We start from the raw sequence: 25,277 nt of genomic DNA, 5'->3' as shown, positions 1-25,277 counted from the left end.
TCAGCCCAGCAATTCCAGGATGTCGTCCCGGGCGAACATCCGGGCGGCGTCGCGCGCCGACGGGGAGCCGGCGTCGGGATCTGCTCCCGCGTCAATCAGTGCCCTGGCGACGTCCGAGTAGCCCTTGAACACCGCACCAGCCAGCGGGGTCTGCCCGCGGTCGTTGGCGGCGTTGGCGTCACCGCCGTGGTGCAGGATGAGCTGCACGGTCTCGGCGTGGCCGTGGTAGGCGGCGAGCATCAGCAGCGAGTCGCCGGCGTAGTTGGTCATCGTGGCCGGGGCGCCGGCGTTGAGGTAGCTGCGCAGCAGCTCGGTGTCGCCGTTCCGGGCGGCGTCGAAGAGGGTATGCGCCAGCGCAAGAGTTTCCTCATCTGGCCCCTGCGATGCTGGCCCCTGGGCAGCGGGCTGCTGCGAAGGGTGTGCGTCGGGCGCGGTGGAGTCTGTCATCTGTGGGTCCCCCTCAGGAATCCTGTCTGCCTTCCGACGACCTGTCCGGCGTCGGGCGCCACGATCACTTCCTGCGCGGCTGTGTACGGTTCATCCCCGTCCATTACCGTCAGTATTTCATCCGGGGCGACCGAACGCTTGATGACTGCCAGCGCGATGGGGCCCATCTCGTAGTGCTGTGCCACGGACGTCACGGTGCCCACCTTGCGCTCCCCCACCCGGACTTCACTGCCGGGGGCGGGCAAGGTGTGCTGGGAGCCGTCGAGCTGCAGGAACACGAGGCGCCGCGGCGGGTGGCCAAGGTTGTGGACGCGGGCGATCGTCTCCTGGCCCTTGTAGCAGCCCTTGGCCAGGTGCACTGCGGTGCGGAGCAGGTCCAGTTCGTGCGGAATGGTCTTGTCGTCCGTTTCCGCGCCGAGCCGCGGACGCCAGGCGGCCACCCGCAGGGCTTCGGCGGAGAGGACGCCTGCGAGCCTGCGGTCCCCCACCGTCTGCTCGAGCTCGGCGGCGGGCACAAGGTATTCGAACCACGGGCGTTCGGAGCCGGGATGGGTGTCCTCCGGGACCACAGCGTAGGAGTAGCCGCCTGTCCCGACGTGCGGCCAGGGATCCTGCCACACCACCAGGCCGGACCATTCGGGCACTGCCTTGGTGGATCCCACCACCGCCCAGTCAGCCGAGACATCAGCCACCTCGACCCGGAGCATGAACTTCATCCTGGTCAGCCACTCCGCCAGCGGACCCGCTTCGGCCGCCTCAACAATCAGCCAGGTGGTCCCGCCGTCGTCGACGACGCAGGCATCGAATTCGATGCGTCCCTGCACACTCAGCAGCAGCAGCTCGCTGGACTCACCGGGCTGCAGGTTGGTGACCTGCTGGGAGGACAGCGTGTTGAGCCAGCTCAGGCGGTCCGGTCCGGTGACCGTCACCACGCCTCGGTGGGAAAGATCGACGACGGCGGTTCCGGACGCCAGGGCGCGCTGCTCCCGGAGGGGCTCGCCGTAGTGGGACGCGACGCCGGCGTCGGGGCCGCCCGCTTCAACGGCGCCAGGGCGCGACAACAGAGGGCTCTTGGTAGTCATATGAAGGGGAACGTCCTTGGCTGGGAGGGTATTCCGGCCACCTAGCGGTATTCCGGGTTTTCGAAACCGAATTTGGTTCCGGCCTTCCATTCTTCCGGAAGGTTGCCGTAGGCGGGAATTCCGCCGGCGTCCTTGAGCGTCCGGGCCAGATGCAGGAGGTTCCACGTCATGAACGTGGTGTTCCTGTTCGTGAAGTCGCTTTCCGGGCCACCCGACCCCTCATCCAGGTAGCTGGGTCCCGGCCCAACGGGACCAATCCAGCCGGCATCGGCCTGCGGCGGAATGCTGAAGCCGATATGCTGCAGGCTGTAAAGGACGTTCATGGAACAGTGCTTGATGCCGTCCTCGTTGCCGGTGATCAGGCAGCCGCCCACCTTCGGGTAATAAGCCCACTGGCCCTTCTCATTAAGCTGGCCCGAGTGCGCGTAGAGCCGCTCGATGAGCTTCTTGGTCTGGGAGGAGTTGTCCCCCAGCCAGATGGGTCCGGCCACCACCACGATGTCCGCTTCCTTAACGGCCGGATACAGCTCCGGCCATTCATCGGTTACCCAGCCGTGCTCGCGCATGTCCGGGTACACGCCGCTGGCTACGTCGTGGTCAACGGTACGGATGACCCTCGTGGCCACACCTTGCTTCTCCATGATCAGCCGGCTCACCGTGATCAGGCCCTCGGTGTTGGACTTCTCCGGCGAACGCTTGAGCGTGCCATTAAAGTAGACGGCTTTGAGGTCGCTGTAGTCAGCCGGGGGCTGGGACTCATCCATCGGACACTCCATCAGGTTGCTGCGGAACTCAGGTATGGGACCTGAGGCCAAGGTAGCCGAAGGGAACGCCGACGAACAGAGCAGCCGGAACACAGTGTGCCGCATGGCACGGCGGTGCGGTCAGGACACCTTTTTAAGGAACGCCGAGGCGTGTGCCTCAAGCCCGTTGCCGGCCTCCGAGACCGTGCCGCCGGCCGAGGGGCTGCCGGTGGCCACGTCCCAGCGCCAGAGCAGGTTGCCGTCAACCAGCCCGAAGATCCTGGTGGCCGCACTGTATTCCTTGGAGTGGCTGCCGCGCATCACCATGTCGGTGCTGAGCTGGATCTGCGGGCCCTTAATCTGCCCGTAGTACAGCTCAGAGATGCCGCCGGGGTGGCTGATGGAGACCGAGATGTCGAAGCCGCCATCCTTGTTGCGGAGGGCCTCCACCTCGTCGGCGCTTTTCAGTACGGGCACGATGTCCCCTGGAACCAGGCCGGGGCCGCTGTCGGCCTCCAGCTGCTTGCGCTCCAAGGCCCAAAAACCGGTCTCAACAGTGAGCGGCCGGAGCCTGGTACCGTCCTCGTCGGTCAGCCAGCTTTCCGCACGGTACTGCAGGTAGGGCAGACCGTTGTGGGTGAAGGAGACATGCTGCAGGAAGTGCTCTGAACCTTCATCACCAGCTCCGAGCCGGCCGCGGCCCTCCCACTCGCCAATGAGCCAGGAGAGGGGAACCAGTTCGGGGGTGAGGTCCGTAGGAATTTCAATAGGCACAGCCGCTACCTCTCGAAACCGCTAAGCAGGGGTTTACCGCTGACCTTTGAACAGACGGTAGACAACAAAACCGGCAAACCAGGCCATGGACAGGCTGGCTACGCCGAGCAGGACAAGGAAGAAGATTTCAAATGCAAGTACGGACATGATGCCATCCTAACCCGTCAGGAGATGAGTAGTTTGTCTATGAAGTAAGCGAGCGAACCGACCGCCGCGATCGGCGCCAAACCCATGCCCAGGGCAGCCGGAAAGTTCAGCGGAGCCCCGCGAAGGGTCACCAGCCGGCGGAAACTGACCAGGACTGCCCCTACCACCACGCCGAACACGGCAGCGGGCAACACGGCGATGTCCGAGAACACCAGCCCGGCCAGCGGCCCCGCCAGTCCGGCCAGGGTGATGCCCAGGGGCGCAATAATCCGGTCCGGCCACCGGATGAGGCCGGCGAGCAGTGCGACGGCGGCGCTGATCCCAGCCACCAGCACCATCTCCTTAACACCGTTGAACCTGGCGCCGGCGATCCAGCCGGACCCCAGGCAGGACAGCAGGACCCCCACGCTGCAGCCGAGCGTCGACTCGAGGCGCTGCGCCTGGCCGGTGCCGCGCACCAGCTGGACAAGGAAGACCGCGGTGACACCCAGTGCGATGAAGCCCGGCGTCCAGTTGAGATAGCCGGGGGCGGCCGCGAAAGTGGCCGCAACGGCCGAGCCTGCCCCGGACAGGCCGATCACGGCGGCGAGGGTTTTCTTGGCAGGGATATCCAGGTAATGCGGCCAGCCGACACCGATCCCCAGGGCAAAAAGCACGGCCACCGCGAGGAGGACATCCGGAGTCCGGAAGACACTGGCCACCAGCGTGGCCAGGCCCGCCAGGCCAACGACTCCGATGCTCCATGACTGGAGCGTCCGGCCTTCAGCGGCCGGAGGGATCACCTCGCGGGCCGGCCGTGGCGTACTCATCTCGGACTCTGCACTCAAATCTGCTGCGACCTCATCCTGGCTGTGCCGTTGGCGGGCAGGGCTCGGCCCCCTGACGGTTTCAATCCTGCCCTATCTGAACGCCATATGTCGTAAACAAGGCACGCGGGTGCGGCCCATCAGTGTCGGTCCGGGAGCCGTTGGGTATACTCAAACATCAGCTCAGTCGCCCGACGATGCGCGGACAGCCCCTTGGAGGAATAATGTCGCACATCCTGTTACTGACCAACAGCACCGGGTCATCGGTGGACATTCTGCCTGCCTTGGAACTCCTGAACCACCGGGTGCACATCCTGCCCGCGGAGCCCACCGCGCTGCTGGAGACAGACCCCTGCGACATCGTCCTTTTGGATGCGCGCAAAGATCTCGTGGGCGCCCGCTCCCTGACCCAGCTCCTGAAGGCCACCGGCCTCAGCGCACCGCTGGTGCTGATCCTCACCGAGGGCGGCATGGCGGCCGTTTCCTCCGCCTGGGCCGTGGATGACATCGTGCTCGATTCGGCGGGGCCGGCCGAAGTGGAGGCACGGATCCGCCTCTGTGTTGCCCGGGCTGTACCGGAGCAGGAGGAGGCTCCCTCCGAAATCCGGGCTGCCGGCGTCGTAATTGACGAGGCGAGCTATACGGCGCGTGTCAACGGCGCGGCACTGAACCTGACCTTCAAGGAATTCGAACTCCTGAAGTACCTCGCGCAGCACCCGGGCCGGGTTTTCACCCGGCAGCAGCTCCTCACGGAGGTGTGGGGATACGACTACTACGGCGGCACCCGGACCGTGGACGTCCACGTCCGGCGGCTGCGCGCCAAACTGGGCGCCGACCACGAGAACCTCATCAGCACGGTGCGTAACGTGGGCTACCGGCTCACGCTGATGCGCCAGCAGGAGGATGAACTCACGGAGGCGTAGGGCCCGGAGCCCCGTATCCAAGGCCCAACAAAAGCGAAAATGCAGAACGGCCCGGCTCACGAGAGCCGGGCCGTTCTGCATTTTCTAACTTACTTAGACGTGGAGGACATACGGGTCGAACGTATCGAGGCCACCCCAGTGGTGGATCCCCCTCACAACCTGCATGATTGCCGGCTGAGGTAACGACTATACGGGGCGCCACGGCCTGTTCCAAATCGGGCACGCCCGGGCGGCTTCCAAATCGGGCACGCCCGGGCGGCGTCCGTATAGCCTTACAGCATGAGTCCAGCACACCCCGAGAAATGGCCTGTCCTTGTCATCAAGGGCGGCGTGGATGACGAGCTGTTGCGGGATGTCCGTGCCCTGCTGGCCGCCGCCGAGGAATCGGATGGCAATCCCCCCATTTCCGAACAGACGCTCGTGACCATGCGCGCGGCGGACACTGGCCCGCACACGCTGCTGACCCTTGCCCTCTACGCCCCCGACGAGCAGTCGGACCCTGCCACCGCACAGGACCTGGCCGGTTTCGCGGTCGTCGTCGAGGAGCCGGACGGGACGGGCGTCGCGGAAATCGCGGTGCACCCCAGCTACCGGAACCAGGGCGTGGCGGACCGGCTCGTGGGCACGCTCAAGTCCTCCCGCGGCCTGGACGGGCTGAAGGCCTGGTCGCACGGCAACCATGAGGCAGCCGCGGACCTGGCAGCCCGGTACGGCTACGGACCGGTCCGGGAGCTGTGGAAGATGCGGCTCACCACCGCCGCCGCTGACCTGCCCGACGCCGGTCTTCCGGACGGGGTCTCGATCCGCGCCTTTGTGCCGGGCAAGGATGAGGAGGCCTGGCTCGTGGCCAACCGTCAGGCTTTCGCGCACCACCCGGAGCAGGGCTCCCTCACCAGGGCCGACCTGCAGGCCCGGATGGACGAAGCCTGGTTCGACCCCGCGGGTTTCCTCCTGGCCGAGGACCGGGACGGGCGGCTCCTCGGCTACCACTGGACCAAGGTGCATCCGCAGCACGGACCTCATCCGGCCATCGGCGAGGTGTATGTGGTGGGCGTTACGCCGGCCGCGCAGGGCATGGGCCTGGGCAAGGCGCTGACCATCGCCGGGATCCGGCACCTCCAGCAGCAGGGCCTGCACGCCGTCATGCTGTACACGGATGCGGACAACACCCCGGCCGTCTCGCTGTACCGGCGGCTGGGCTTCACGCGCTGGGACATGGACGTCATGTACGGGCCGCTCCAGGGACGCTGACCGCACCCTCCGGCCCGCCTGCCGCGGCCCCGAAATCTTCGGGTCCCGGACGGGTTAATGCTTGTAAGGTTGAAACTAAACCCGCCAGTACTCAAGGAGAGCGCATGCAACCGGAATCCGCCGGAACAGCCACCACCGAAATCAAGGCGGCCCCTGCGCGTGCCCGGTTCGGCTCCTCCGAAGTGCCGGCGTCCCGCGCCACGCAGGACCGCATCGACATCCCCGAGTTCGCAGCCATCCTGGAACCTGACGGTGAGATCAGCCCGGACCGGTTCCTGGACCGCGAACTGAGCTGGCTCGCGTTCAACGCCCGTGTCCTCGAACTTGCCGAAGACCCCGACCTGTACCTGCTGGAACGCGTCAACTTCCTCTCGATCTTCGCCTCCAACCTCGACGAATTCTTCATGGTCCGGGTGGCCGGCCTGAAGCGCCGCATCGCCACCGGGCTCGCCGTCCCCTCCCCCGCCGGGCTGAGCCCCGTCCAGGTCCTGGAACAGATCGGCGAGGCGGCCCACCGCCTGCAGCAGCGGCACGCCCAGGTCTACGCAGAACAGATCCGGCCGGCCCTGGCATACGAGCACATCCACCTCATGCACTGGGACGAACTCGACGACGACGCCCGGCACCGGCTCAGCGCCATGTTCGCGGAGAAGGTCTTCCCTATCCTCACCCCGCTGGCCGTGGACCCCGCCCACCCCTTCCCGTACATTTCGGGCCTTTCGCTGAACCTGGCCGTGGTGGTGCGGAACCCGGTCAGCGACAAGGAGCTCTTCGCCCGTGTCAAGGTCCCGGACCAGCTGCCCCGCATGATCTCCATCGACGGCCCCCGGGCAGGTTCCGTGCCCGGCCGCGTGGCCCGCTTCATCGCCCTCGAGGAAGTCATCGCCGTCCACCTGGACCAGCTCTTCGCCGGCATGGAGGTCCTGGAGCACCACACCTTCCGCGTCACCCGCAATGAGGACGTCGAGGTGGAAGAGGACGACGCCGAGAACCTCCTGCAGGCGCTCGAGAAGGAACTGCTGCGCCGCCGGTTCGGCCCGCCAGTCCGGCTCGAGGTCACCAACGACATCAACCCGAACATCCGGGCACTGCTGATCCGCGAGCTCGGTGTGGACGAGTCAGAGGTCTACTCCGTTCCGGCGCCGCTGGACCTCCGTGGTTTGTCCGTGATCGCCGGCATCGACCGTGCGGACCTGCACTACCCCAAGCACGTGCCCCACACGTCCCGGTACCTGAACGAGTCCGAGACATCCAAGGCGGCGAACGTGTTCGCCGCCATGCGCCGCCGCGACATCCTGCTGCACCACCCCTACGATTCGTTCTCCACATCCGTCCAGGCATTCCTGGAACAGGCGGCGGCTGATCCCAAGGTGCAGGCCATCAAGCAGACCCTGTACCGGACCTCGGGTGACTCCCCCATCGTGGACGCCCTCATCGATGCCGCCGAGGCGGGCAAGCAGGTGCTGGCCCTCGTGGAGATCAAGGCCCGCTTCGACGAGCAGGCCAACATCTCCTGGGCCCGCAAGCTGGAGCAAGCCGGCGTCCATGTGGTCTACGGCATCGTGGGCCTGAAGACCCACTGCAAGCTCTCCCTCGTGGTCCGCCAGGAGGTGGACGGCCTCCGCCGCTACTGCCACATCGGAACCGGCAACTACCACCCGCGGACCGCGCGCTACTACGAGGACCTGGGCCTCCTGACGGCCAACGAGCAGGTGGGCGAGGACCTCACCAAGCTGTTCAACCAGCTGTCCGGATACGCCCCCAAGTCGACCTTCAAGCGCCTCCTGGTGGCGCCGCGCTCCGTGCGCTCGGGCCTGATCGACAGGATCGAAGGCGAGATCCGCAACGCCCGGGCAGGCATTCCCGCGCGGGTGCAGATCAAGGTCAATTCCATGGTGGATGAGGCCATCATCGATTCCCTGTACCGCGCTTCGCAGGCCGGCGTGAAGGTGGACGTCATTGTCCGCGGCATCTGCTCGCTGCGCCCCGGCATCCCCGGGCTCAGCGAGAACATTACGGTCCGCTCCATCCTGGGCCGCTTCCTGGAGCACTCGCGCGTGTTCGCGTTCGGCAACGGCGGCGACCCCGTGGTGTACATCGGTTCGGCGGACATGATGCACCGCAACCTGGACCGCCGGGTGGAGGCACTGGTGCAACTGTCCGGCGGCGAGGACACCGCCTACGTCCTGGACCTGCTGCGCCGGTACATGGACCCCGAGACGTCCAGCTGGCACCTGGACAGCGACGGGGAGTGGACCCGCCACCACATCGGCGAGGACGGCCGCAAGCTTGACGACGTCCAGTCCTGGCTCCTGGCATCACGCTCCCGGCAGCGCGCCGTCGTCCGACGGTAGGAACCCGGCCTTTGAAGAGCAGCGACTCACCCATTGCGGATCAGACAGATCACCCGGGCGAGCCGGTCGCCGTCACGGCCGCCGGCGCCGTTCCTTGGCGCGTCAAGAAGGACCAGCTGGAAGTCCTCCTGATCCACCGCCCGCGATACGACGACTGGTCCTGGCCCAAGGGCAAGCTTGACCCCGGGGAAACGGTGCCCGAGTGCGCCGTCCGCGAGGTGGAGGAGGAGATCGGCCTCGTGGCGCCCCTCGGCATCCCGCTCCCGCCCATCCACTACCACGTCTCCGCCGGACTGAAGGTTGTTCATTACTGGGCCGTCGAGGTGACCGGCAATTCCCTGCGGCCCGACGGCAAGGAGGTGGACAGCGTCATGTGGTGCGCCCCGGAGCGTGCGGCCGAACTGCTGTCCAACCCCTCGGACCGGGCGCCGCTGGAATACCTGGCCGCGGCGCATGCCCGCGAGGAACTGCAAACCTGGCCGCTCGTCGTCGTGCGCCATGCCAAGGCCAAGCCGCGATCCTCGTGGACCAAGGCGGAGGGAGAGCGCCCCCTGGCCGCCACCGGCGTCCGCCAGGCGCAGGCGGTGCACAGGCTGCTGAAGGCGTGGAAACCGCTGCGCGTGGTCAGCAGCCCGTGGCTGCGCTGCGTGGCCACCATCGCCCCCTACGTCAAGTCCTCGGATGCCAAGGTGAAACTGGTGGATGCCCTGACGGAGCACCGGCATGCCCGGAACCCGAAAAAAACGGCCGCCGTCGTCGACGCATTGTTCGACAAGCAGCGCGCGGTGGTGCTGTGCACCCACCGGCCCGCCCTCCCCACGGTGCTGGGCCAGCTTGCCGGTTACATGACCCCGCGGCTCAAGGGACTGCTGCCGGTGGCTGACCCGTACCTCGCCCCGGGGGAAATGATCATCTGCCATGTGGCGCACGGCAGCAGGAGCAGAATCGTGTCCGTGGAGCAGTTCAAACCCTTCGACGACTGAGGGTTGCGGGGTGTTGGCTTGGTCGGCTCGGCGATGGAAGCGTAATAGGCAATGCCGAAGGGCGTTATGCAGATCCCATAGACTGGACGGGTGAGCACCCCAACGCCCTATGAAGACCTTCTGCGCGACGTCATGGCCAACGGCACGCACAAATCAGACCGCACCGGCACCGGAACCAGCAGCGTTTTCGGGCGCCAAATACGCTTCGATCTGGGCGAAAGCTTCCCGCTGATCACCACCAAGCGGGTGCACTTCAAGTCCGTCGCCGTCGAGCTGCTGTGGTTCCTCCGCGGCGACTCCAACGTGAAGTGGATGCAGGACCAGGGCGTCACCATCTGGAACGAGTGGGCCGATGCCGATGGTGAACTCGGGCCAGTCTACGGCGTTCAGTGGCGGAGCTGGCCCACCCCGGACGGCGGTCACATCGACCAGATCGCCGAGCTCGTGGAGGGCCTGAAGTCGAACCCGGACTCGCGCCGGCACATCGTCTCGGCCTGGAACGTGAGCGAGCTCAAGGACATGGCGCTGCCGCCCTGCCACGCGTTCTTCCAGTTCTATGTTGCGGACGGCAAGCTCTCGTGCCAGCTGTACCAGCGCTCGGCGGACATGTTCCTGGGCGTGCCGTTCAACATCGCCTCGTACTCGCTGCTCACCTGCATGCTGGCGCAGCAGACCGGCCTCGAGCCCGGCGAATTCGTCTGGACCGGCGGCGACGTGCATATCTACGACAACCACATGGACCAGGTCCTGAAGCAGCTGGACCGGGAACCGTACGAGTACCCGCAGCTGAAGATCACCCGCAAGCCGGCGTCGATCTTCGACTACACGCTGGACGACTTCGAAGTGGTGGGCTACCGGCACCATCCCACGATCAAGGCACCGATCGCCGTATGAGCACGGAGGGCACTATGGACGGGCAGGCTTTCAGCGAGGACATCGCCGCAGGGATGTCAGGGATCGGGCTCGTGTGGGCACAGACCCCCGCCGGCGTCATCGGCAAGGACGGCGACATGCCGTGGCACCTGCCCGAGGACCTGAAACACTTCACCAGGGTAACCACCGGCCATCCCGTCATCATGGGCCGCAAGACCTGGCTCTCCTTCCCGGCGAAGTACCGTCCCCTGCCCAACCGGACCAACATCGTCATCACCCGGCAGGAAAACTGGGGCAGCACGCCCGAGGCGGAGGGCGCCGTCGTCGTCAAATCCCTCGACGACGCCCTGCTGGAATCACAGTTCGCCCCGGGCTGCGAAGCAGTCTGGATCGTCGGCGGCGGCGAAATTTTCAAAAAGGCCACCGGCCTGGCCAATGTCGCGGTGGTCACCACCATCGATGTGGATGCCGACGGCGACACGTACGCCCCGGAGCTCGGCGACGGGTGGGTGGCCGGCCCGTCCGTGCCCTCCGACGGCTGGCTGACGGGGGCCAACGGCACCCGCTACCGGTTCACCAAGTGGAACCGCTCAGAAGGTTAGAAGATGCTGCGTAAACCCGAAACCCTCTTTGTGCTCGGCTACATGTTGCTGCCTTTACTGGCACTGCTGTCCGCGATTGTTGGCCTGACCATGATCCTGGGCGGCAACAAGATCGCCGGCATCATCGTTCTGGTGGTGGTGACGCAGGTATTCGCCTTCGGCGCCTTCTTTGCCCTGCGCGCCCGCAAGAATGCGCTGTTCGAGGAGCCGGACCGCCAGTAGCGTCCGGATGGGGAGTGCTGCCCATCGCGGCGGGCATGGGCCCGAACTAGAGTGATGGCTGGACTTAGCAGCAACCGTCCCCCGTCCGGGGCGGTCAGGATTTGGGGGATGATGCCGCAGTGACAGGTAATTTGTGGGGCGCCGACGTCGCGCAGCTTCGCACGCTAGCGCAGCAGTTCGGTAAGGTTTCCGACACCCTGCTGCAGACGTCGTCGCAGCTGACCAACCAGATCAACAACAACCCTTCGTGGAAGGGCAATGACGCCACGCAGTTCCGCTCGGACTGGAACGGCAACCACCGGGCGCTCATCCAGCGGACGGCCCGCGCCCTGAAGGACGAGTCCCGGAAGCTGCTGGACAACGCCAACGAGCAGGAGAAGGCCAGCGATGCCGCCCCGGGCTCCGGCGGCGGCCCCGTCACCCTGGGCGATCCCGGCTCTTCGCTGCCAGGCGTGCTGGGCGGCGTGCTGCTTGGGGGTGTTGGGGCGCTCAAGGCGGGCATGACCCTGCACAAGTTCATCAAGGCCCCGTTTACCCTTGCCAAGCACCTCAGCCAGTACGGCTGGGTGCTGAAGAACCAGCGGGCGGACTTCATCAAGTCCTTCCTGCAGGGTAGGCACCGCATCGGCGGGCCGGGTTTCGCAGCGCACCGGCTGCTCGGCAACCCGGCACTCGATGACCTGCTGAAGGGCTCGGCGTCCGCCCACCGCGGGCTCGGGCTGATCGACAAGGCCACCGACATTGCGTCTCTAAAGAACCTGAACAAGCACATCGGCTTTCTTTCCAAGTTGGGCCCTGTCCTGGAGGAGAAGCCCTGGCTCGGCGCCGGCACCAAGCTCGAGTGGCTGGGCAAGTCGGGCCTCGCCCGCGGACTTGGCTGGGCCGGCGTCGGCTTCAGCGCCTACGACTCCGTCAAGAGCTTTGCCGACGGCGACATCAAGGGCGGGTTGGCCAGCGCGGGTAAGGGCCTCTTGGGTGTCGGGTGCTTCCTGCCGCCTCCTGCCGGGACTGTCTGCCAGGTGGCCAGCGTTGGCATCGCGGTGTACGAGAACTGGGACACTATCAGCAGCGTCGGCAAGGACATCGGCGAAGGAGTCGTCAACGCCGTGAAGGACCCCGGAAAGTTCGTGAGCGACACGAAGGATACGTTGGTTGATGCAGGCAAGTCCGTGGGCAAGTTCCTCGGATTCGGCGATTAGGAGACAAGCATGACTGTTCAGGACCCGACCCAGCAGGAACCGCGCCTCGGCATCGACGTCATCGGCTTCGGCGTGGGCGAGTTCGCCTACCTGCTGAACGTTTTCGAGGGCCCTGCCCGTGACCGTTCAGTCAGCGTCTTCCGTGCTGAAGAGATGATCGACGACGTCACCCTGTCCACGGCCGGCGCCTCTTCGCTGCTGGCACGCGACCTGGCTGCGGTTGATGACGACGGTGATCTCGGCGTGAAAGGTGTGGCCGCCGCTGTGGCCACGGCACTCGGCCAGGCGACCCGGTGGACCGAGATCTCGTTGCTGACCGGCGAGTCGATGGACAACGTGGCACTGCTGGAAGCACCCGGTGTTTCCCTGATGCTGCAGCCCCGGCTCCTGGGCACCTGGTTCGTCTTCGCCCAGGATCCCGCCATTTCCTCGGCGGAGGCGACGCTCCGGGTGGTACGCCAGCATGTCGAACAAAACCCCGGCGGCTCCGCCTATCTGGTTTTGAAGACCCTGGCCTCCGAGCAGCACCTCCTGATCCGCCGTGAAGAGACCTCGTGGACCACCGGCGTTCCCGATTTCGAAAAGGACGAGGTGGCAGAAACGGCAGGCCTTGATGATGCCGGACTGCTGGCAGCGATTGAGGATGCCCGTGGCGAGGCGTAGCGAGGGTGTCCCGCAGGAGCCGGGCTACGTTCCGTCCCAGGCCCCCGACGGCAAGCTGATCTACCGCCGCGCCGAGAACGGGGAAACGGTGGGCTACACGCCGGACGAATATGGCGTGCGCAAAGACGACGGCCACGGCCTCGTGAAACCCGTCAACAGCTCCGCCGGGTTGCTCGTCCTGGCGGTTCTTGCCTCGCTGTTCACGGGCGGGATCGTATACGGCATTGTCCGCATTGCACTCGACGGCACCTGGGGCATCCTGGGCGAGGTCTGGTGGGTTGTGCCTGTCGGGATTTTCGTTCCCTTGGCGGCGTGGTCCGCGTATGCCAAGGAGCGCCGGGCCGAGAAACTGCGCAAAGCCCGCAACCTTCCACGGCCCGTGGACTGAGGTCTTTGCGTCGAACGCGCCAGGAGCCGTGACGTAACCGACTGCGGCCTGCCTGATCCAAAGATAAACTGGCTAAATGACTACAGCAGCTACTCCGTCCGTTGGACTGGTCGGTTGGCGCGGCATGGTCGGCTCCGTCCTGATGCAGCGCATGCAGGACGAGGGCGACTTCGCCAGCATCAACCCGGTATTTTTCTCCACCTCAAACGCGGGAGGTGCCGCCCCGTCCTTCGCTGATGGGGCCGGTAAGCTCGAGGACGCGTTCGACGTCGAGACCTTGGCGAAGCTGCCGATTATTGTCACCGCCCAGGGCGGAGACTACACCAAGCAGGTCCACGGCGAGCTGCGCAGCCGGGGCTGGGACGGCCTCTGGATCGACGCCGCCTCCACCCTGCGCATGAACGATGACTCGATCATCGTCCTTGACCCGATCAACCGAGACGTCATCGACAAGGGCCTCGCCAACGGCGTCAAGGACTTCATTGGCGGCAACTGTACCGTCTCCTGCATGCTCATGGGCCTCGGCGGGCTCTTCAAGAACGGCCTCGTTGAGTGGGGCACGTCCATGACCTACCAGGCCGCCTCCGGCGGCGGCGCGCGGCACATGCGCGAGCTGCTAAGCCAGTTCGGCACCCTCAATGCTGAGGTCAGCACGGAACTGAATGACCCGGCGTCGGCCATCCTGGACATCGACCGTAAGGTGCTGGCCCACCAGCGCAACGGCGTCGACGCCACCCAGTTCGGTGTGCCCCTTGCCGGCTCCCTCATCCCCTGGATCGACGCCGATCTCGGCAACGGCCAGTCCAAGGAAGAGTGGAAGGCAGGCGTCGAGACCAACAAGATCCTGGGTACCTCGGAGGAGAACCACGTGATCATGGATGGCCTCTGCGTGCGGATCGGGGCCATGCGCTCCCACTCGCAGGCGCTCACCCTGAAGCTGCGCGAGGACCTCTCCATTGCCGAGATCGAGAAGTTGCTCGACGCAGACAACGAGTGGGCCAAGGTGGTGCCCAACTCCAAGGAAGCATCGATGGCCGACCTGACCCCCGTGGCTGCCTCGGGCACGCTGACCATTCCGGTGGGCCGTATCCGCAAGCTCGAAATGGGCCCGCAGTACATCAGCGCCTTCACCGTCGGCGACCAGCTCCTCTGGGGCGCCGCCGAGCCGCTGCGCCGCATGCTCAAGATCGCCACCGGCACGCTGTAACCAGGCTTCGACCGACTCCACCGGCCCTGCCCCGCACCACCGGCCCAGCCCACTGTTTCAAGGGTCCGGCCGCTCATGCGGAGCAGGGCCGGTTTTGTATCCGCGCCCGTGCGGTGGCGGCCAGACCCGCCGCTTGACGTCAGCTGGCGAAGCAAGATGCGGCCACTCCAGCCGCACGAAAATCCATCCTTCCTCGGTCAGGGCGTTCTCGCGGGCACGTTCGGCCAGCAGCACCTCGTCGGTGGGCCCGAAGTCGCTGTACTTTCCCTTGCCGTCAAACTCGATGATGACCCGCCGTGACGGATCGGCGAAATCTGCACGGAACAATCCAGCCGGTGTGGTCAACTCGTACTGCGGTTCGAAGCCGTCGATGCCAACCTCTCGCAGAAGCAGGCGCGTGCGCGTCTCTCCGGCGGATTCCGATCGGGCGTCAAGGGCATCCAACAGAGTCAGCGCTCGGCGGCGACCGCGTTTGATGTTGCTTTGCTCCAGCAGTTGCAACATCCTGGGCAAGTCCGCGCCCTTCCGCAGCGCGTGGTCGCCGATTACAGCTGCTTCATTGAGCCTCAGCAGGCGTGCGCAGTCGAGGACTGTGCGTTCCAGGCTCGTCACGTAGATTTCCCTCCCGTCAGCCAGCGGGAGTGTGCTGACATCGGAGTCGTCGAGCGCGAAAAGATGGGTCTTCACGTCCGGGCCGGTGCTGGTCCTCGAGTTTGAATAGCCGGTTGTCACGTGGATCTGTGGCCCGCAGTTCCAGACACTGCAGGCATGAAGCCGGGCTGCGCTGACGTGGCTATAGCGGCATGTACCGCCGGTACTCTCATAGTGGGCCTGGATCCTGAGGTGGTCACGCTCCCAAGGCTTGAGCTGGCTCCAGTGTGAGCTGCGCACATAAGCGCCGCGGCGGAGCCTGAACAGGACACCGTTTCTGACCGCTCCGGTCAGGAGCCTGTCGCCTATGCCTGCCTCCACAAGCTGCCGGGTCGAAGCCACAGGTAGGGTTGGCCACAGCGCTTCGATAGCCACGTGGAGTTCCTCTCGCCGCATGCTTCAAGGTTCTCCCTGCGATGGGCCGGAGGACAGGCGTGGCTTGCTCTATGTGGACAAGTCGCGGCCGGACCGCGTTCCGGCCAGCTCTGGGCCGCAGGACCAAAGCCGGGTTGAGTATATCGAAACCGACCCTTAGCCGCAGGAGCGGTCCCGGCCCGGGCCGGTAATGCGGGGCGAGGCCGGTCGCCCCTGCAGCAATCCGAAGCGTCCTAGGATGGGCTCATGGCAGCGACGGTAAAGACCCGGATTTCGTCCAAGGTGATGGGCCGGCTGCGGCTGGCGTCGCAGGGGCTTCTGGGGCCCGGGTTCGACGGCGTGCCGGAGGCCGTCCGGGCGGCCGTCCGGGCAATGGGCGCGATGCAGGCACAGGATCTCCAGTCGGCGCTGTGGGCTGTGGGTGTCCGTGTTCCCGGCGCGGGACTGAGCGATGTCCGCAGGGCTTTGGATGACGGTGCGGTCGTCCGCTCGTGGCCCATGCGCGGGACGCTGCACCTGCTGGCGCCTGAGGATCTGCAGTGGATCCTAAACATCACCACGGCCCGCATGGTCCAGGGTACGGCCGGGCGGCACCGGCAACTGGAAATCACCAGCGCCGACGTGGAGAAATGCCGCGAAGTAGCCCTCGGCGTGGTCGACGGCGGACGGGCCGCGAGCCGGGAAGAGCTGTTCGCGGCCTTCGAAGCTGCCGGCCAGGCCACCAAGGCCCAGCGCGGGATCCACCTGCTGTGGATGCTGTGTCAGAGTGCCTCCTTGGTCCTCGGGCCGCTGGACAGCAACCAGCAGAAGTTCGTTGCGTTCGACCGTTGGATCACGTCCTCACGGGATCTGGGCCGTGAGGAGGGGATCGCGGAACTGCTGCTGCGATACCTGCGCGGGCACGGACCCGCCACCCTGCGCGACTTCGCCTGGTGGTCCAGCATTCCCTTGACTGAAGTCCGGCGGGCCCTGCCGGAGGTAAGCGGCGAGTTGGTTGAGTTGGAGCACGACGGAACCCAGTACTGGCTGTCGCCGGAAGCCGCCGCATTGCTGGACGACGGTGTGCCCGGGCAGCGCACGGTCCTTGCCCTGCCGGGGTTCGACGAGTTCGTCCTCGGCTACACAGACCGGAGTATCGTGCTGCCGCCCGAGCACGCGCAGAAGATCGTCCCCGGCGGCAACGGGGTGTTCAAGAAGGCCATCGTCGCCGGCGGCGAGGTGACTGGCACCTGGGCGAGGCAAGGGAACGGCCAGACGGCCGCCGTCGTGCCCGTTCCCTTCGACGACACGAAACCCCTGGGTCCGGCGGCCCTCGCGGGTTTCCGCCGGGCTGCCGAGCGGTACGGGCGGTTCCTGGCCTCCTGACGGCTCCTGCCCCGCACGCAGGACCGGCCAAGCCCCGCAAGGCCGTCCCTGCCCCGCAAGACCGGCCCGGGGCGGGGCCGGTCGAGCGGCTAAGGGCCGGTCATGGCGTGAGACCGGCCACTCTGGCCTAGGCTGCCTGCTCCGCACGCTCACCGTAGAGGGGCACACGCGACTCGAGTTCCCGCAAGACCGGCCCCGCCCCGCAGGACCGTCCCGGGGCGGGGCCGGTCGAGCGGCTAAGGGCCGGTCGTGGTGTACCCCTGCAACGCTAGAGCGTGAGGCCGATCAGGAGCGGCTCGGGGTGCAGTTCAATGCCAAAACGCCCGACGACGCCGGCCCGCACCTCGCGCGCGATCGCCACCATGTCGGCGGCGCTGGCGGAGCCGCGGTTGGTGATGGCCAGCGTGTGCTTGGTGGACAGCGAGGCCCGGCCGCCTGAGACGCTGCCCTCCTCCAGCCCGAAGCCCTTGCCGAAGCCGGCGTGGTCAATCAGCCAGGCCGCCGATAGCTTGATCAGCCCGTCGGAGCCGCCCGGGTACCGGGGTGCGTTTTCGGGCAGTCCGTCTGCCACGGAGGACGGCACGATCGGGTTGGTGAAGAACGAACCCGTGGAGTACGTGTCGCGGTCGGCCGGATCCAGCACCATGCCCTTGGAGGCGCGCAGCCGCAGGACCTCGCGGCGCACATCGTTGGAGTAGGCACGCTGGCCCTGCTCCACGCCCAGGATCCGCGCCAGCTCGGCGTATCGGATGGGTGCGCTCATGCGGCCCAGCGGCAGCTGGAATTCGACAGTCAGCACAACGTAGCGCGGGGACCCGTCCACCGTGGTCTGCTTGAGGATCGAATCCCGGTAGCCGAACTTCAGCTCCGAGTTGGTGAAGGTCTTCACCCCGTTCCGCTCCCGGTCCCAGGTCCGGACCGCAGCGATGGTCTGTGAGACGTCCGCGCCGTACGCGCCGACGTTCTGCACGGGCGTGGCGCCGGTGGCACCGGGAATCCCGGACAGCGCCTCAATGCCGGACCAGGCGTGGAGCACTGCATGCTCAACCAGCGCGTCCCAGTTATGGCCCGCCTGCACCACCACGGAAACGCCGCCGCAGGAGTCCTCCGCGCTGACGGCGAAGCCCTCGGAGGCGATCTTCAGGACGGTTCCGGGGAACCCGTCGTCGGAAATCAGCAGGTTGGAGCCGCCGCCGATGATGAGCAGCTGCTCACCCGCGGCGTCCGCAGCACGGACCGCCTCGATGATCTCGGCCTCGGTGCGGGCCTCGACGTAGGTGCCGGCGGGACCGCCGACGGCGGCCGTGGTCAGATCGGAAAGCATTGGGGAGGTCACCAGTCCAGCCTATAGGGAACAGAAGCAGGGGAAATCAGGGAAGCTTGCGGGCCACCGGGGACAGCAGGAAGCTTGCCACCAGCACCGCCATGACGGCCAGCAGCGAGTGCAGGATCCCCACATGCTCAGCCAGCAGCCCCAGCAGCGGCGGGCCGCACAGGAAGGCCCCGTACCCGATCGTGGACACCACGGACACTCGGGCGGCGGCCTTGGCGGGATCGTCGGCCGCGGCGGACATGCCCACCGGGAAGCCCAGCGAGGCGCCAAGCCCCCAAACGGCCAGGGCGGCGTAGGCCAGCCACGGCACCGGGGCGAATACGAACAGCGCCAGCCCAAAGACGGCCATGGCCGAGCACCACCGCATCACCGGGACCCGGCCGAACCGGTCGAGCACCACTGTCCCAAGAAACCGGCCGATGGTCATGAACGTGACGAACAGCCCGTACCCGGCGGCGCCCGCCGCATCCGACTGGTGGTGTCCGTCCGCCAGCGCCAGAGCCACCCAGTCCCCCGCCGCGCCCTCGGCCAGCGCCAGGCCCAGCACCATGACGCCGAGCAGCAGCGTCCGCCGGTCCCGCCAGGCCTGGGCGATCTTGCGCTTGTTGTCCAGCGGGGCCTCGGTACCGTCAGTTGACGCCCGGACGACGGGGATCGGCCCGGTGGAGGGGTCCTCGAAGTTGTCGGGCCGGTACGGAGCCGTGCGTTCCGCCGGGGTGACGTCGGCACGGAACCAGCGAGCCGCCGTCGTCACCGAACCGGCGACGACCAGCCCGGCGGCCGTGAGGTGCCAGAGGACCGGCACGCCCGCGCCTGCCGCCCAGGCACCAAGCCCGGCTCCCGCAACCGTGCCCAGGCTGAACGAGCCGTGCAGCCGGGGCATGATATGCCGGCCGATGGCCCGTTCGACGGCGGCGCCCTCCACATTGGACGCGGTGTTCCAGCTGGCAGTGCCCAGTCCGACGACGACCAGTCCTGCGGCAACGGCAACCGGGCTGGACAGGACGGATGTGCCGAAGCCGGCCAGGATCAGGCCGCACCCCACCATGATGCTGCCGGTCCGGATGGTCCGCCGGGAACCGAGCCGGAGCACGATCAGCCCCGACGCGGAGACCGAGAGGAAGGACCCGGCGGTCATGCACAGCAGGAGCAGTCCCACCGTGCCGGGAGTGAGGCCGAGGCCGTCACGGATCGCCGGCAGGCGCGAGACCCAGGACGCGAAGGCGAGCCCGCTGGCGGCGTAGGCCACCACCACGGCGTTGCGCCACAGGGCGACTTCCCGCGCCTGGACGGCGGTGGAACTCAAGACAGCATCACGTCACGTCAACCGGACGAGGGCCTGGGCCTTCACGAGCACCTTCTGCCCGTCGAACACCACGGTCAGGTCCACGCGGGCGGTGCGCGCTTCGGCATCGAGTGCGCCGACGGCGCCGCTGACGTCGATCACGGCACCGGCGTCGCCGGTCCCCGTCGTGTCCGTGACCAGCACCGGCTTGGTGAAACGCGTCTGGTAGTCGACGACGGCGGCCGGGTCACCGGCCCAGTCACTGACCAACTGCACGGCGGCACCCATGGTGAACATGCCGTGGGCGATGACGCCGGGAAGCTCGACTCCCGTGGCGAAGGCCTCGTTCCAGTGGATGGGGTTGAAGTCGCCCGAAGCGCCGGCGTACTTGACCAGGTCCTGGCGGGTCACCTCGATGCTGCGGCTGCCGATGTCCTGGCCGACGCTGAGTTCTTCGAATGTGGGGCTCATGGCTACTGTCCCTCTCCGCGGACCAGGATGGATGACTTGGTGGTGGATACCGGCTCGCGCCCGTCCCCGTCCGTCAGTACGAAAATCTCGCTGCGCGTGGTGATCATGGCACCACCGCCCATGGCGCGCACGCCGTCGACGTGCAGTTCGGCGACGAGCCGGTCCCCGGCAAAGATCGGGCGGTGGTGGGTGAAGCGCTGGTCGGCATGGACGACGCGGGAGAAGTCGATGCCTGCCTCCGGATCCTCGATCAGCTGGGCGTCGGCGCGCTGTGCGATGATGATCGCGAACGTGGGCGGTGCCACGAGGTCGGGGTGGCCCAGGCCCTGTGCGGCGTCAATATCGAAGTGGGCGGGGTGGGTGGCCTTAACGGCGCGGGCGAACTCGCGGATCTTCTCGCGGCCAACGTCATACACCTCTGCGGCAGGGTAGCTTCGGCCCTGCAGGTCCGGATTGATAGTCATGGGTTCAAGCCTATCGGGGCGGGTGTGCGGGTTTCCTACTTGCGGATGTTCTTCCGCACACGCTGGCCGCGGACCACCAGTCCCACCATGTGGAGCACCAGGCCCAGGCCGATTACCGGCAGGGACCCGATCATGAGCCCCTGGTTGGCGGTGACATTGCCTGCAATGTTGAGGATGAGGCCGACGGCGATGAGGCCCATCGCGGTGAAGACCAGGATTTTGTAGGACTTGGGCGCGGTGACCCAGAATTCGTGCAGCACCGTGCCAGTTTACCCAATCAGGCCGTGCGCCCCCATTTAAGGGCTTCCTCAGAAGAGGGCTTCCTGCACCGCCGGCACCTCCGAGGTGCACTCCCGGAAGACCCCGTGCACCAGATAACTGGTATCGGTCACGGGGTCTCCTGGTGATGCTGGTGGCGCTTACAGCGCAGGCTGGACGCCGAACGCTACCGCGAGCTTCATGATCTTCTCTGCGCGGCCGAGGCGGGGCAGGTCGGAGCCGTCGCGGATGACGCGGCCGTTGGCTTCGAAGTCGTTCATGAAGTCGGTGGCCCAGGCGACGTCCGACGGCGTGGGGCTGATGACCTCGTTGATGACGCTGGTCTGGTCGATGGCCAGGCAGAGCTTTCCGGTCATGCCCATCATCACCGTGACGCCGGTCTGCTCGCGCAGGATGGGGTGGTTGGTGCCCACGGTGGGTCCGTCGATGGGGCCCGGCAGGTTGCCGACGCGGCTGGCGACGACGAGCTTGGCGCGCGGGTAGGCCATGGCCTCCTGGGTGTTGGCCATGCCGGTGTCGCGGCGGAAGTCACCGGAGCCGAAGGCCAGGCGGAAGGCGCCCTGGGCCTTGGCGATGTGGTTGGCTTCCTCGATGCCGAGCGCAGATTCCACGAGCGGGATGACCGGCGTCTTGCCGTCCATCCGGTGGAAGGACTCGGTGACCTGGTCAGCCGATTCGGTCTTGGCCAGCATGACGCCGAGCAGCCCCGGCGTGCCGCGCAGGCCCGCGAGGTCGTCGGCCCAGAACTTGCTGGTGGCGTCGTTGATCCGCACCCAGGCCCGGCCGCCGCCGCCGAGCCAGTTCACCACGTTCTCGCGGGCAACGTCCTTCTGCGAGGGGTCAACGGCGTCTTCGATGTCGAGGATGATCGAGTCCGCGCGGGACACAGCGGACTGGTCGAATAGCTCGGTCTTCATCGCGTTGACGAGCAGCCACGACCGGGCGATCTCGGCGGGGATATTGCGTTCGTGCCGGGTGATCTCGGCTGTGGAAGTAGACGTCATGGTTCTACCGTATCGGGCGCGCGCCCGTGTGCGCGACGCAGATCGGCCCCGCAGGGCAGACCAATACGAACAAAAGGGTCAGTGTACCGCCCTTCCTGGGCATCCCTGATGCCACCTGTCACACCGATTCACCCTCCGCAACGGGACGCCTCATGACCCGCTGTTGCGCCGTGTTTCCGCGGATTTCCAACGGTTGCCCGCCGTGACCCGGCACTTTTCTGCATCCTGTCGAGTGCGCTTACATCGATCCATCGGCCGTTGCAGCGGCCGGAGCGAACGTGGCGAACCAGCCAATTAACCCCTGAAGGAACCCCCATGAAACGACACCTGACCATCCTGAGTGCTGCGGCCGCCGTCGTCATCGCCCTGACGGTGTCCGGCTGCGGCGGGAGCGCCGCCGGTGTTGACACAGGCGGCACGGGAGCTCCCGGCGCCAATGAAGTCAAGGAACTCCGCTACCAGGGTTGGGCCAACAACGTCACCCTTCCCGAACTGGCCCAGGACCTCGGCTACCTGGGCGACGTCAAGCTGAACTGGGTGGGCAACACCATCAGCGGGCCGCAGGACATCCAGTCCGCAGCGACCGGCCAGACAGACTTCGGCGGCGCGTTCGCCGGGGCCGTGGTGAAGCTCGTGGAGGCCGGCGCCCCGGTGAAGGCGGTCATCAACTACTACGGCGAGGACAGCAAAACCTTCAACGGCTTCTACGTGAAGGAAGACAGCCCGATCAGGACCGCCCGGGACTTCATCGGCAAGAAGATCGCCGTGAACACCCTCGGCGCCCACTCCGAGGCCGTCATCAACACCTACCTCCGCAAGAACGGCCTGAGCCCGGACGAGATCAAGCAGGTCCAGCTTGTGGTGGTTCCGCCGAACGACACCGAGGAAGCCATCCGCCGCGGCCAGGTTGACGCCGGCGCACTGGGCAGCATCCTGCAGGACAAGGCCATCGCCAACGGCGGGTTGCGGTCCGTTTTCAGCGACTACGACCTGTTCGGCACGTTCGCCGGCGGACCCTACGTCTTCCGGGATGACTTCATCGCGCAGAACCCCAACACGGTGCGGACCTTCACCACGGGCGTGGCCAAGGCCATCGAATGGGAGCGGGCCACGCCCCGCAAGGAGGTCATTGCCCGGCTCACCAAGATCCTGAAGGAACGCGGCCGCAACGAGAACCCCTCCGCCCTGCAGTACTGGAAGAGCGTGGGCGTCCCTGCCAAGGGCGAGATCAAGGACGAGGACTTCTCCCGCTGGGAGGAGTACCTAAAGTCCGCGGGCATCATCAAGTCCGGCCTGGACACCAAAAAGCTGTACACCAACGAGTTCAACGGACTCCTGACCGGTTCCAAGTAACCGACCAAGCAATAGCAACCGCCTGATTCAAAGCAACGCACAAAGTGAGGAAAGAACGATGACTGTCATCACCGAAACAAAGCTCGAATTCTCCAAGCTGGGCTCCCGTATCGGCGCCGAGATCCGCGGCCTGGATCTCAGCGGCGACCTCTCCGCGGAGACCGTTGCGGAGATCCGCTCAGCCCTCAACGAGCACAAGGCCCTGGTGTTCCGCGAGTCCAACATCCTCTCCGACGAGGCGCAGGTGAAGTTCGCCGGCCACTTCGGCCCGCTCACCAAGGCGCACCCCACGGTGGCATCCGTGGAGGGCGAGGAGAACGTCCTGCCGGTGGACAGCGAGAACGGTTCGGCCAACAACTGGCACACCGATGTCACGTTCGTGGTCAACCCGCCGCAGGCGTCCACCCTGCGCAGCATCGACCTGCCGGCCTACGGCGGCGAGACGCTGATCGCCTCCTCGGCCGGCGCCTATGCCGACCTTCCCGACGAGCTGCGGAACTTCGCGGACACCCTGTGGGCCATCCACACCAACGACTACGATTACTCGGTGCCCAAGAACCTGGAGCACACCAACGCCGAGGAGCGCCGCAAGGAGTTCACCCGGCTGAAGTTCGAGACGGCCCACCCCGTGGTGCGCGTCCACCCGCTGACCGGCGAGCGCGGACTGTTCATTGGGGGCTTCGCGCAGCGCCTGCGCATTGTGGGCCTGTCCAACACCGAGTCCAAGGACATTATCCGCCTGCTCCAGGCCTACGTAACGCGTCCTGAGAACGTGGTCCGGGTGAACTGGGAACCGAACCAGCTGGTGCTCTTCGATAACAGGATCACCCAGCACTACGCCCCGGACAACTACGACGGCCAGCCGCGCAAACTCAACCGCGTCACCATTGCCGGGGACGTCCCGGTGGGTGTAGACGGCAAGCAGAGCCAGGCCCTGAAGGGCGATGCCTCCACGTACTCGGAGATCGCCCCTCTCTAGGGTTATCCATCCAAACTGGGTCGCAGTTGTTGTCGTTTTGAAGGCTCATAACGACAACAACTGCGACCCAGTTGGGTTTTAAGGGATGTTGCTTCCCCGGGCCGTGACCCACAGCCGGTACCACTCGGCCCGGGTCATGGTCTCGGCCGCCCGGGCGGCTCCGGCGCAGGCCCGGATCCGGTCCGGGTTGGCGGAACCGATGACCGGCGCGATCCCGGCCGGGTGCTTCATGAGCCAGCCCAGCAGCACCGCCTCCATGGTGGTGTCCTTCTCCCGGGCCATCTCCGCCAGCAGCGCGGCCGTGGCGCTCTCGGCCGGAGTGGGCCGTTCGGGCGGGTTGCCGGTGTAGTGGCCGCGGGCCAGTGCGCCGTAAGCCTGCAGCGTGATCCCCCGCCGGGCGCAGTACTCCAGCGTCCCGTGCGGAAAGCTGTAGCTATGGGCATCGGGATGGTTTACCAGGACAGTGCTCTCCAGCCAGTCGCGCTTGAGCAGGCTGAGCTCGAGCTGGTTGGCCACCACCGGGGTCTCGAGGCTGTCCTGCAGGAACTCGATCTGGGCGGCTGACATGTTGGACACGCCCAGGGCCCGCACCTTGCCTTCCGCCATCAGCTTCCCGACGGCGGCGGCCACCTCCGCGGGGTCCATCAGGGGATCCGGGCGGTGCAGCAGGAGGATGTCAACGTAGTCGGTGCGCAGGCGCTCGAGACTGCCGTTCACGCGCTCCATGATGGCGTCCGCGCTCAGGTCGTAGTGTGTCTCCAGCCCCCGCTCGTTCAGCCGGATCCCGCACTTGGTCTGCAGCTGGATGCGTTCGCGCAGTCCGCTGGTGCCGGCCAGGACCTCGCCGAAGACGGCTTCGGCCTTTCCGTGCCGGTAGATGTCGGCGTGGTCAAAGAGCGTGACGCCGATGTCCAGCGCCGCATCGATGGCCTCAGCCGCGGCCTCGACGTCGGTGATTTCATGGGGTTCGGTCGACCAGTCACCGCCCAGGCCCATGCAGCCGTAGAGCAGCCGGCCGTATGGTGCTGCAGTCTGTTCAGTCATGGCTTCACTC

The 25,277-nt window shown here is 66.5% G+C and carries 27 protein-coding genes; 14 read left to right on the top strand and 13 right to left on the bottom strand.

Annotation, left to right across the window (positions count from 1 at the left end; translation table 11 throughout):
• The 5 genes from ABIE00_RS05395 to ABIE00_RS05375 form a co-directional block, all read right to left on the bottom strand.
• Complete coding sequence (locus ABIE00_RS05395; RefSeq protein ID WP_354257728.1) at nt 1-447, bottom strand: ankyrin repeat domain-containing protein; 447 nt, start codon at nt 445-447, stop codon at nt 1-3.
• Nucleotides 444-1,529, bottom strand: a complete 1,086-nt coding sequence (ygfZ, locus tag ABIE00_RS05390) for a CAF17-like 4Fe-4S cluster assembly/insertion protein YgfZ (RefSeq protein WP_354257726.1) — start codon at nt 1,527-1,529, stop codon at nt 444-446. Before ygfZ ends, ABIE00_RS05395 begins: the two co-directional genes overlap by 4 nt.
• A 41-nt stretch (nt 1,530-1,570) precedes the next feature.
• Complete coding sequence (locus ABIE00_RS05385) at nt 1,571-2,293, bottom strand: flavodoxin family protein (RefSeq protein ID WP_354257723.1); 723 nt, start codon at nt 2,291-2,293, stop codon at nt 1,571-1,573.
• Nucleotides 2,294-2,413: 120 nt separating this feature from the next.
• Complete coding sequence (locus tag ABIE00_RS05380) at nt 2,414-3,046, bottom strand: nitrobindin family protein (protein WP_331571716.1); 633 nt, start codon at nt 3,044-3,046, stop codon at nt 2,414-2,416.
• A 164-nt stretch (nt 3,047-3,210) separates the two neighbouring features.
• Nucleotides 3,211-4,002: a permease gene (locus ABIE00_RS05375; RefSeq protein WP_354257720.1), complete on the bottom strand. Its 792-nt coding sequence runs from the start codon at nt 4,000-4,002 to the stop codon at nt 3,211-3,213.
• Between the two features lie 221 nt (nt 4,003-4,223).
• On the opposite strand from ABIE00_RS05375, the gene ABIE00_RS05370 reads away from it, so the two are divergent.
• From ABIE00_RS05370 to asd, 11 genes are all read left to right on the top strand, one after another.
• Nucleotides 4,224-4,922 carry a winged helix-turn-helix transcriptional regulator gene (locus tag ABIE00_RS05370; protein ID WP_354257717.1) on the top strand — a complete coding sequence of 233 codons (699 nt, stop codon included), beginning with the start codon at nt 4,224-4,226 and terminating at the stop codon, nt 4,920-4,922.
• Between the two features lie 279 nt (nt 4,923-5,201).
• Nucleotides 5,202-6,173, top strand: coding sequence for a mycothiol synthase (gene mshD, locus ABIE00_RS05365; RefSeq protein ID WP_354257714.1), 972 nt, complete (start codon nt 5,202-5,204; stop codon nt 6,171-6,173).
• Nucleotides 6,174-6,277: 104 nt separating this feature from the next.
• Nucleotides 6,278-8,527: an RNA degradosome polyphosphate kinase gene (locus ABIE00_RS05360; protein ID WP_354257712.1), complete on the top strand. Its 2,250-nt coding sequence runs from the start codon at nt 6,278-6,280 to the stop codon at nt 8,525-8,527.
• Between the two features lie 11 nt (nt 8,528-8,538).
• Entirely contained in the window at nt 8,539-9,510 is a 972-nt protein-coding gene (locus ABIE00_RS05355; protein ID WP_354257710.1) for an NUDIX hydrolase, read from the top strand.
• A gap of 90 nt (nt 9,511-9,600) precedes the next feature.
• On the top strand, nt 9,601-10,404 hold the full coding sequence (locus ABIE00_RS05350) for a thymidylate synthase (protein WP_354257708.1): 804 nt from the start codon (nt 9,601-9,603) through the stop codon (nt 10,402-10,404).
• Nucleotides 10,401-10,985, top strand: a complete 585-nt coding sequence (locus ABIE00_RS05345; RefSeq protein WP_354257706.1) for a dihydrofolate reductase — start codon at nt 10,401-10,403, stop codon at nt 10,983-10,985. The genes ABIE00_RS05350 and ABIE00_RS05345 overlap by 4 nt, the downstream gene beginning before the upstream one ends.
• Nucleotides 10,986-10,988: 3 nt before the next feature.
• A complete protein-coding gene (locus tag ABIE00_RS05340; protein WP_354257703.1) occupies nt 10,989-11,207 on the top strand; it encodes an NF038396 family protein in 219 nt (72 codons plus the stop codon).
• A 119-nt stretch (nt 11,208-11,326) separates the two neighbouring features.
• Complete coding sequence (locus ABIE00_RS05335) at nt 11,327-12,406, top strand: WXG100 family type VII secretion target (RefSeq protein ID WP_354257701.1); 1,080 nt, start codon at nt 11,327-11,329, stop codon at nt 12,404-12,406.
• Nucleotides 12,407-12,415: 9 nt separating this feature from the next.
• Nucleotides 12,416-13,069, top strand: a complete 654-nt coding sequence (locus ABIE00_RS05330; protein ID WP_354257698.1) for a hypothetical protein — start codon at nt 12,416-12,418, stop codon at nt 13,067-13,069.
• On the top strand, nt 13,056-13,457 hold the full coding sequence (locus ABIE00_RS05325; protein WP_354257695.1) for a hypothetical protein: 402 nt from the start codon (nt 13,056-13,058) through the stop codon (nt 13,455-13,457). The genes ABIE00_RS05330 and ABIE00_RS05325 overlap by 14 nt, the downstream gene beginning before the upstream one ends.
• A 76-nt stretch (nt 13,458-13,533) precedes the next feature.
• Complete coding sequence (asd, locus tag ABIE00_RS05320; RefSeq protein WP_354257692.1) at nt 13,534-14,664, top strand: aspartate-semialdehyde dehydrogenase; 1,131 nt, start codon at nt 13,534-13,536, stop codon at nt 14,662-14,664.
• Nucleotides 14,665-14,721: 57 nt separating this feature from the next.
• Here asd and ABIE00_RS05315 read toward each other — a convergent pair whose 3' ends face one another.
• Nucleotides 14,722-15,690: a hypothetical protein gene (locus tag ABIE00_RS05315; protein WP_354257689.1), complete on the bottom strand. Its 969-nt coding sequence runs from the start codon at nt 15,688-15,690 to the stop codon at nt 14,722-14,724.
• Nucleotides 15,691-15,936: 246 nt separating this feature from the next.
• On the opposite strand from ABIE00_RS05315, the gene ABIE00_RS05310 reads away from it, so the two are divergent.
• Nucleotides 15,937-17,055 (top strand): winged helix DNA-binding domain-containing protein, encoded by a 1,119-nt coding sequence (locus tag ABIE00_RS05310; protein ID WP_354257686.1) that lies wholly within the window; start codon nt 15,937-15,939, stop codon nt 17,053-17,055.
• A gap of 268 nt (nt 17,056-17,323) precedes the next feature.
• Here ABIE00_RS05310 and ABIE00_RS05305 read toward each other — a convergent pair whose 3' ends face one another.
• From ABIE00_RS05305 to ABIE00_RS05280, 6 genes are all read right to left on the bottom strand, one after another.
• Nucleotides 17,324-18,391: a UDP-N-acetylmuramate dehydrogenase gene (locus ABIE00_RS05305; RefSeq protein ID WP_354257683.1), complete on the bottom strand. Its 1,068-nt coding sequence runs from the start codon at nt 18,389-18,391 to the stop codon at nt 17,324-17,326.
• Nucleotides 18,392-18,425: 34 nt separating this feature from the next.
• A complete protein-coding gene (locus ABIE00_RS05300; protein WP_354257680.1) occupies nt 18,426-19,694 on the bottom strand; it encodes an MFS transporter in 1,269 nt (422 codons plus the stop codon).
• A gap of 12 nt (nt 19,695-19,706) precedes the next feature.
• The gene (locus ABIE00_RS05295) at nt 19,707-20,144 is read right to left on the bottom strand and encodes a MaoC family dehydratase (RefSeq protein ID WP_354257678.1); all 438 of its coding nucleotides are present in this window, start codon (nt 20,142-20,144) and stop codon (nt 19,707-19,709) included.
• 2 nt (nt 20,145-20,146) lie between these two features.
• A complete protein-coding gene (locus ABIE00_RS05290) occupies nt 20,147-20,608 on the bottom strand; it encodes an FAS1-like dehydratase domain-containing protein (RefSeq protein WP_354257675.1) in 462 nt (153 codons plus the stop codon).
• A gap of 35 nt (nt 20,609-20,643) precedes the next feature.
• On the bottom strand, nt 20,644-20,868 hold the full coding sequence (locus ABIE00_RS05285) for a DUF3188 domain-containing protein (protein WP_354257673.1): 225 nt from the start codon (nt 20,866-20,868) through the stop codon (nt 20,644-20,646).
• A gap of 159 nt (nt 20,869-21,027) precedes the next feature.
• Nucleotides 21,028-21,891 carry an HpcH/HpaI aldolase/citrate lyase family protein gene (locus ABIE00_RS05280; RefSeq protein WP_354257670.1) on the bottom strand — a complete coding sequence of 288 codons (864 nt, stop codon included), beginning with the start codon at nt 21,889-21,891 and terminating at the stop codon, nt 21,028-21,030.
• 315 nt (nt 21,892-22,206) lie between these two features.
• Between ABIE00_RS05280 and ABIE00_RS05275 the strand changes: the two genes are divergently transcribed.
• Entirely contained in the window at nt 22,207-23,244 is a 1,038-nt protein-coding gene (locus tag ABIE00_RS05275; protein ID WP_354257667.1) for an ABC transporter substrate-binding protein, read from the top strand.
• Between the two features lie 58 nt (nt 23,245-23,302).
• Nucleotides 23,303-24,223, top strand: coding sequence for a TauD/TfdA dioxygenase family protein (locus ABIE00_RS05270; RefSeq protein ID WP_354257664.1), 921 nt, complete (start codon nt 23,303-23,305; stop codon nt 24,221-24,223).
• 78 nt (nt 24,224-24,301) lie between these two features.
• Here the strand turns inward: ABIE00_RS05270 and ABIE00_RS05265 are convergent, their stop codons facing one another.
• The gene (locus ABIE00_RS05265; protein ID WP_354257661.1) at nt 24,302-25,267 is read right to left on the bottom strand and encodes an aldo/keto reductase; all 966 of its coding nucleotides are present in this window, start codon (nt 25,265-25,267) and stop codon (nt 24,302-24,304) included.
• Nucleotides 25,268-25,277: the final 10 nt, after the last annotated feature.

Source organism: Arthrobacter sp. OAP107 (assembly GCF_040546765.1).
Taxonomy (GTDB): domain Bacteria; phylum Actinomycetota; class Actinomycetes; order Actinomycetales; family Micrococcaceae; genus Arthrobacter.
The sequence above is the reverse complement of the archived record's forward strand: the minus strand, read 5'-3'. Positions and strand labels throughout refer to the sequence as shown.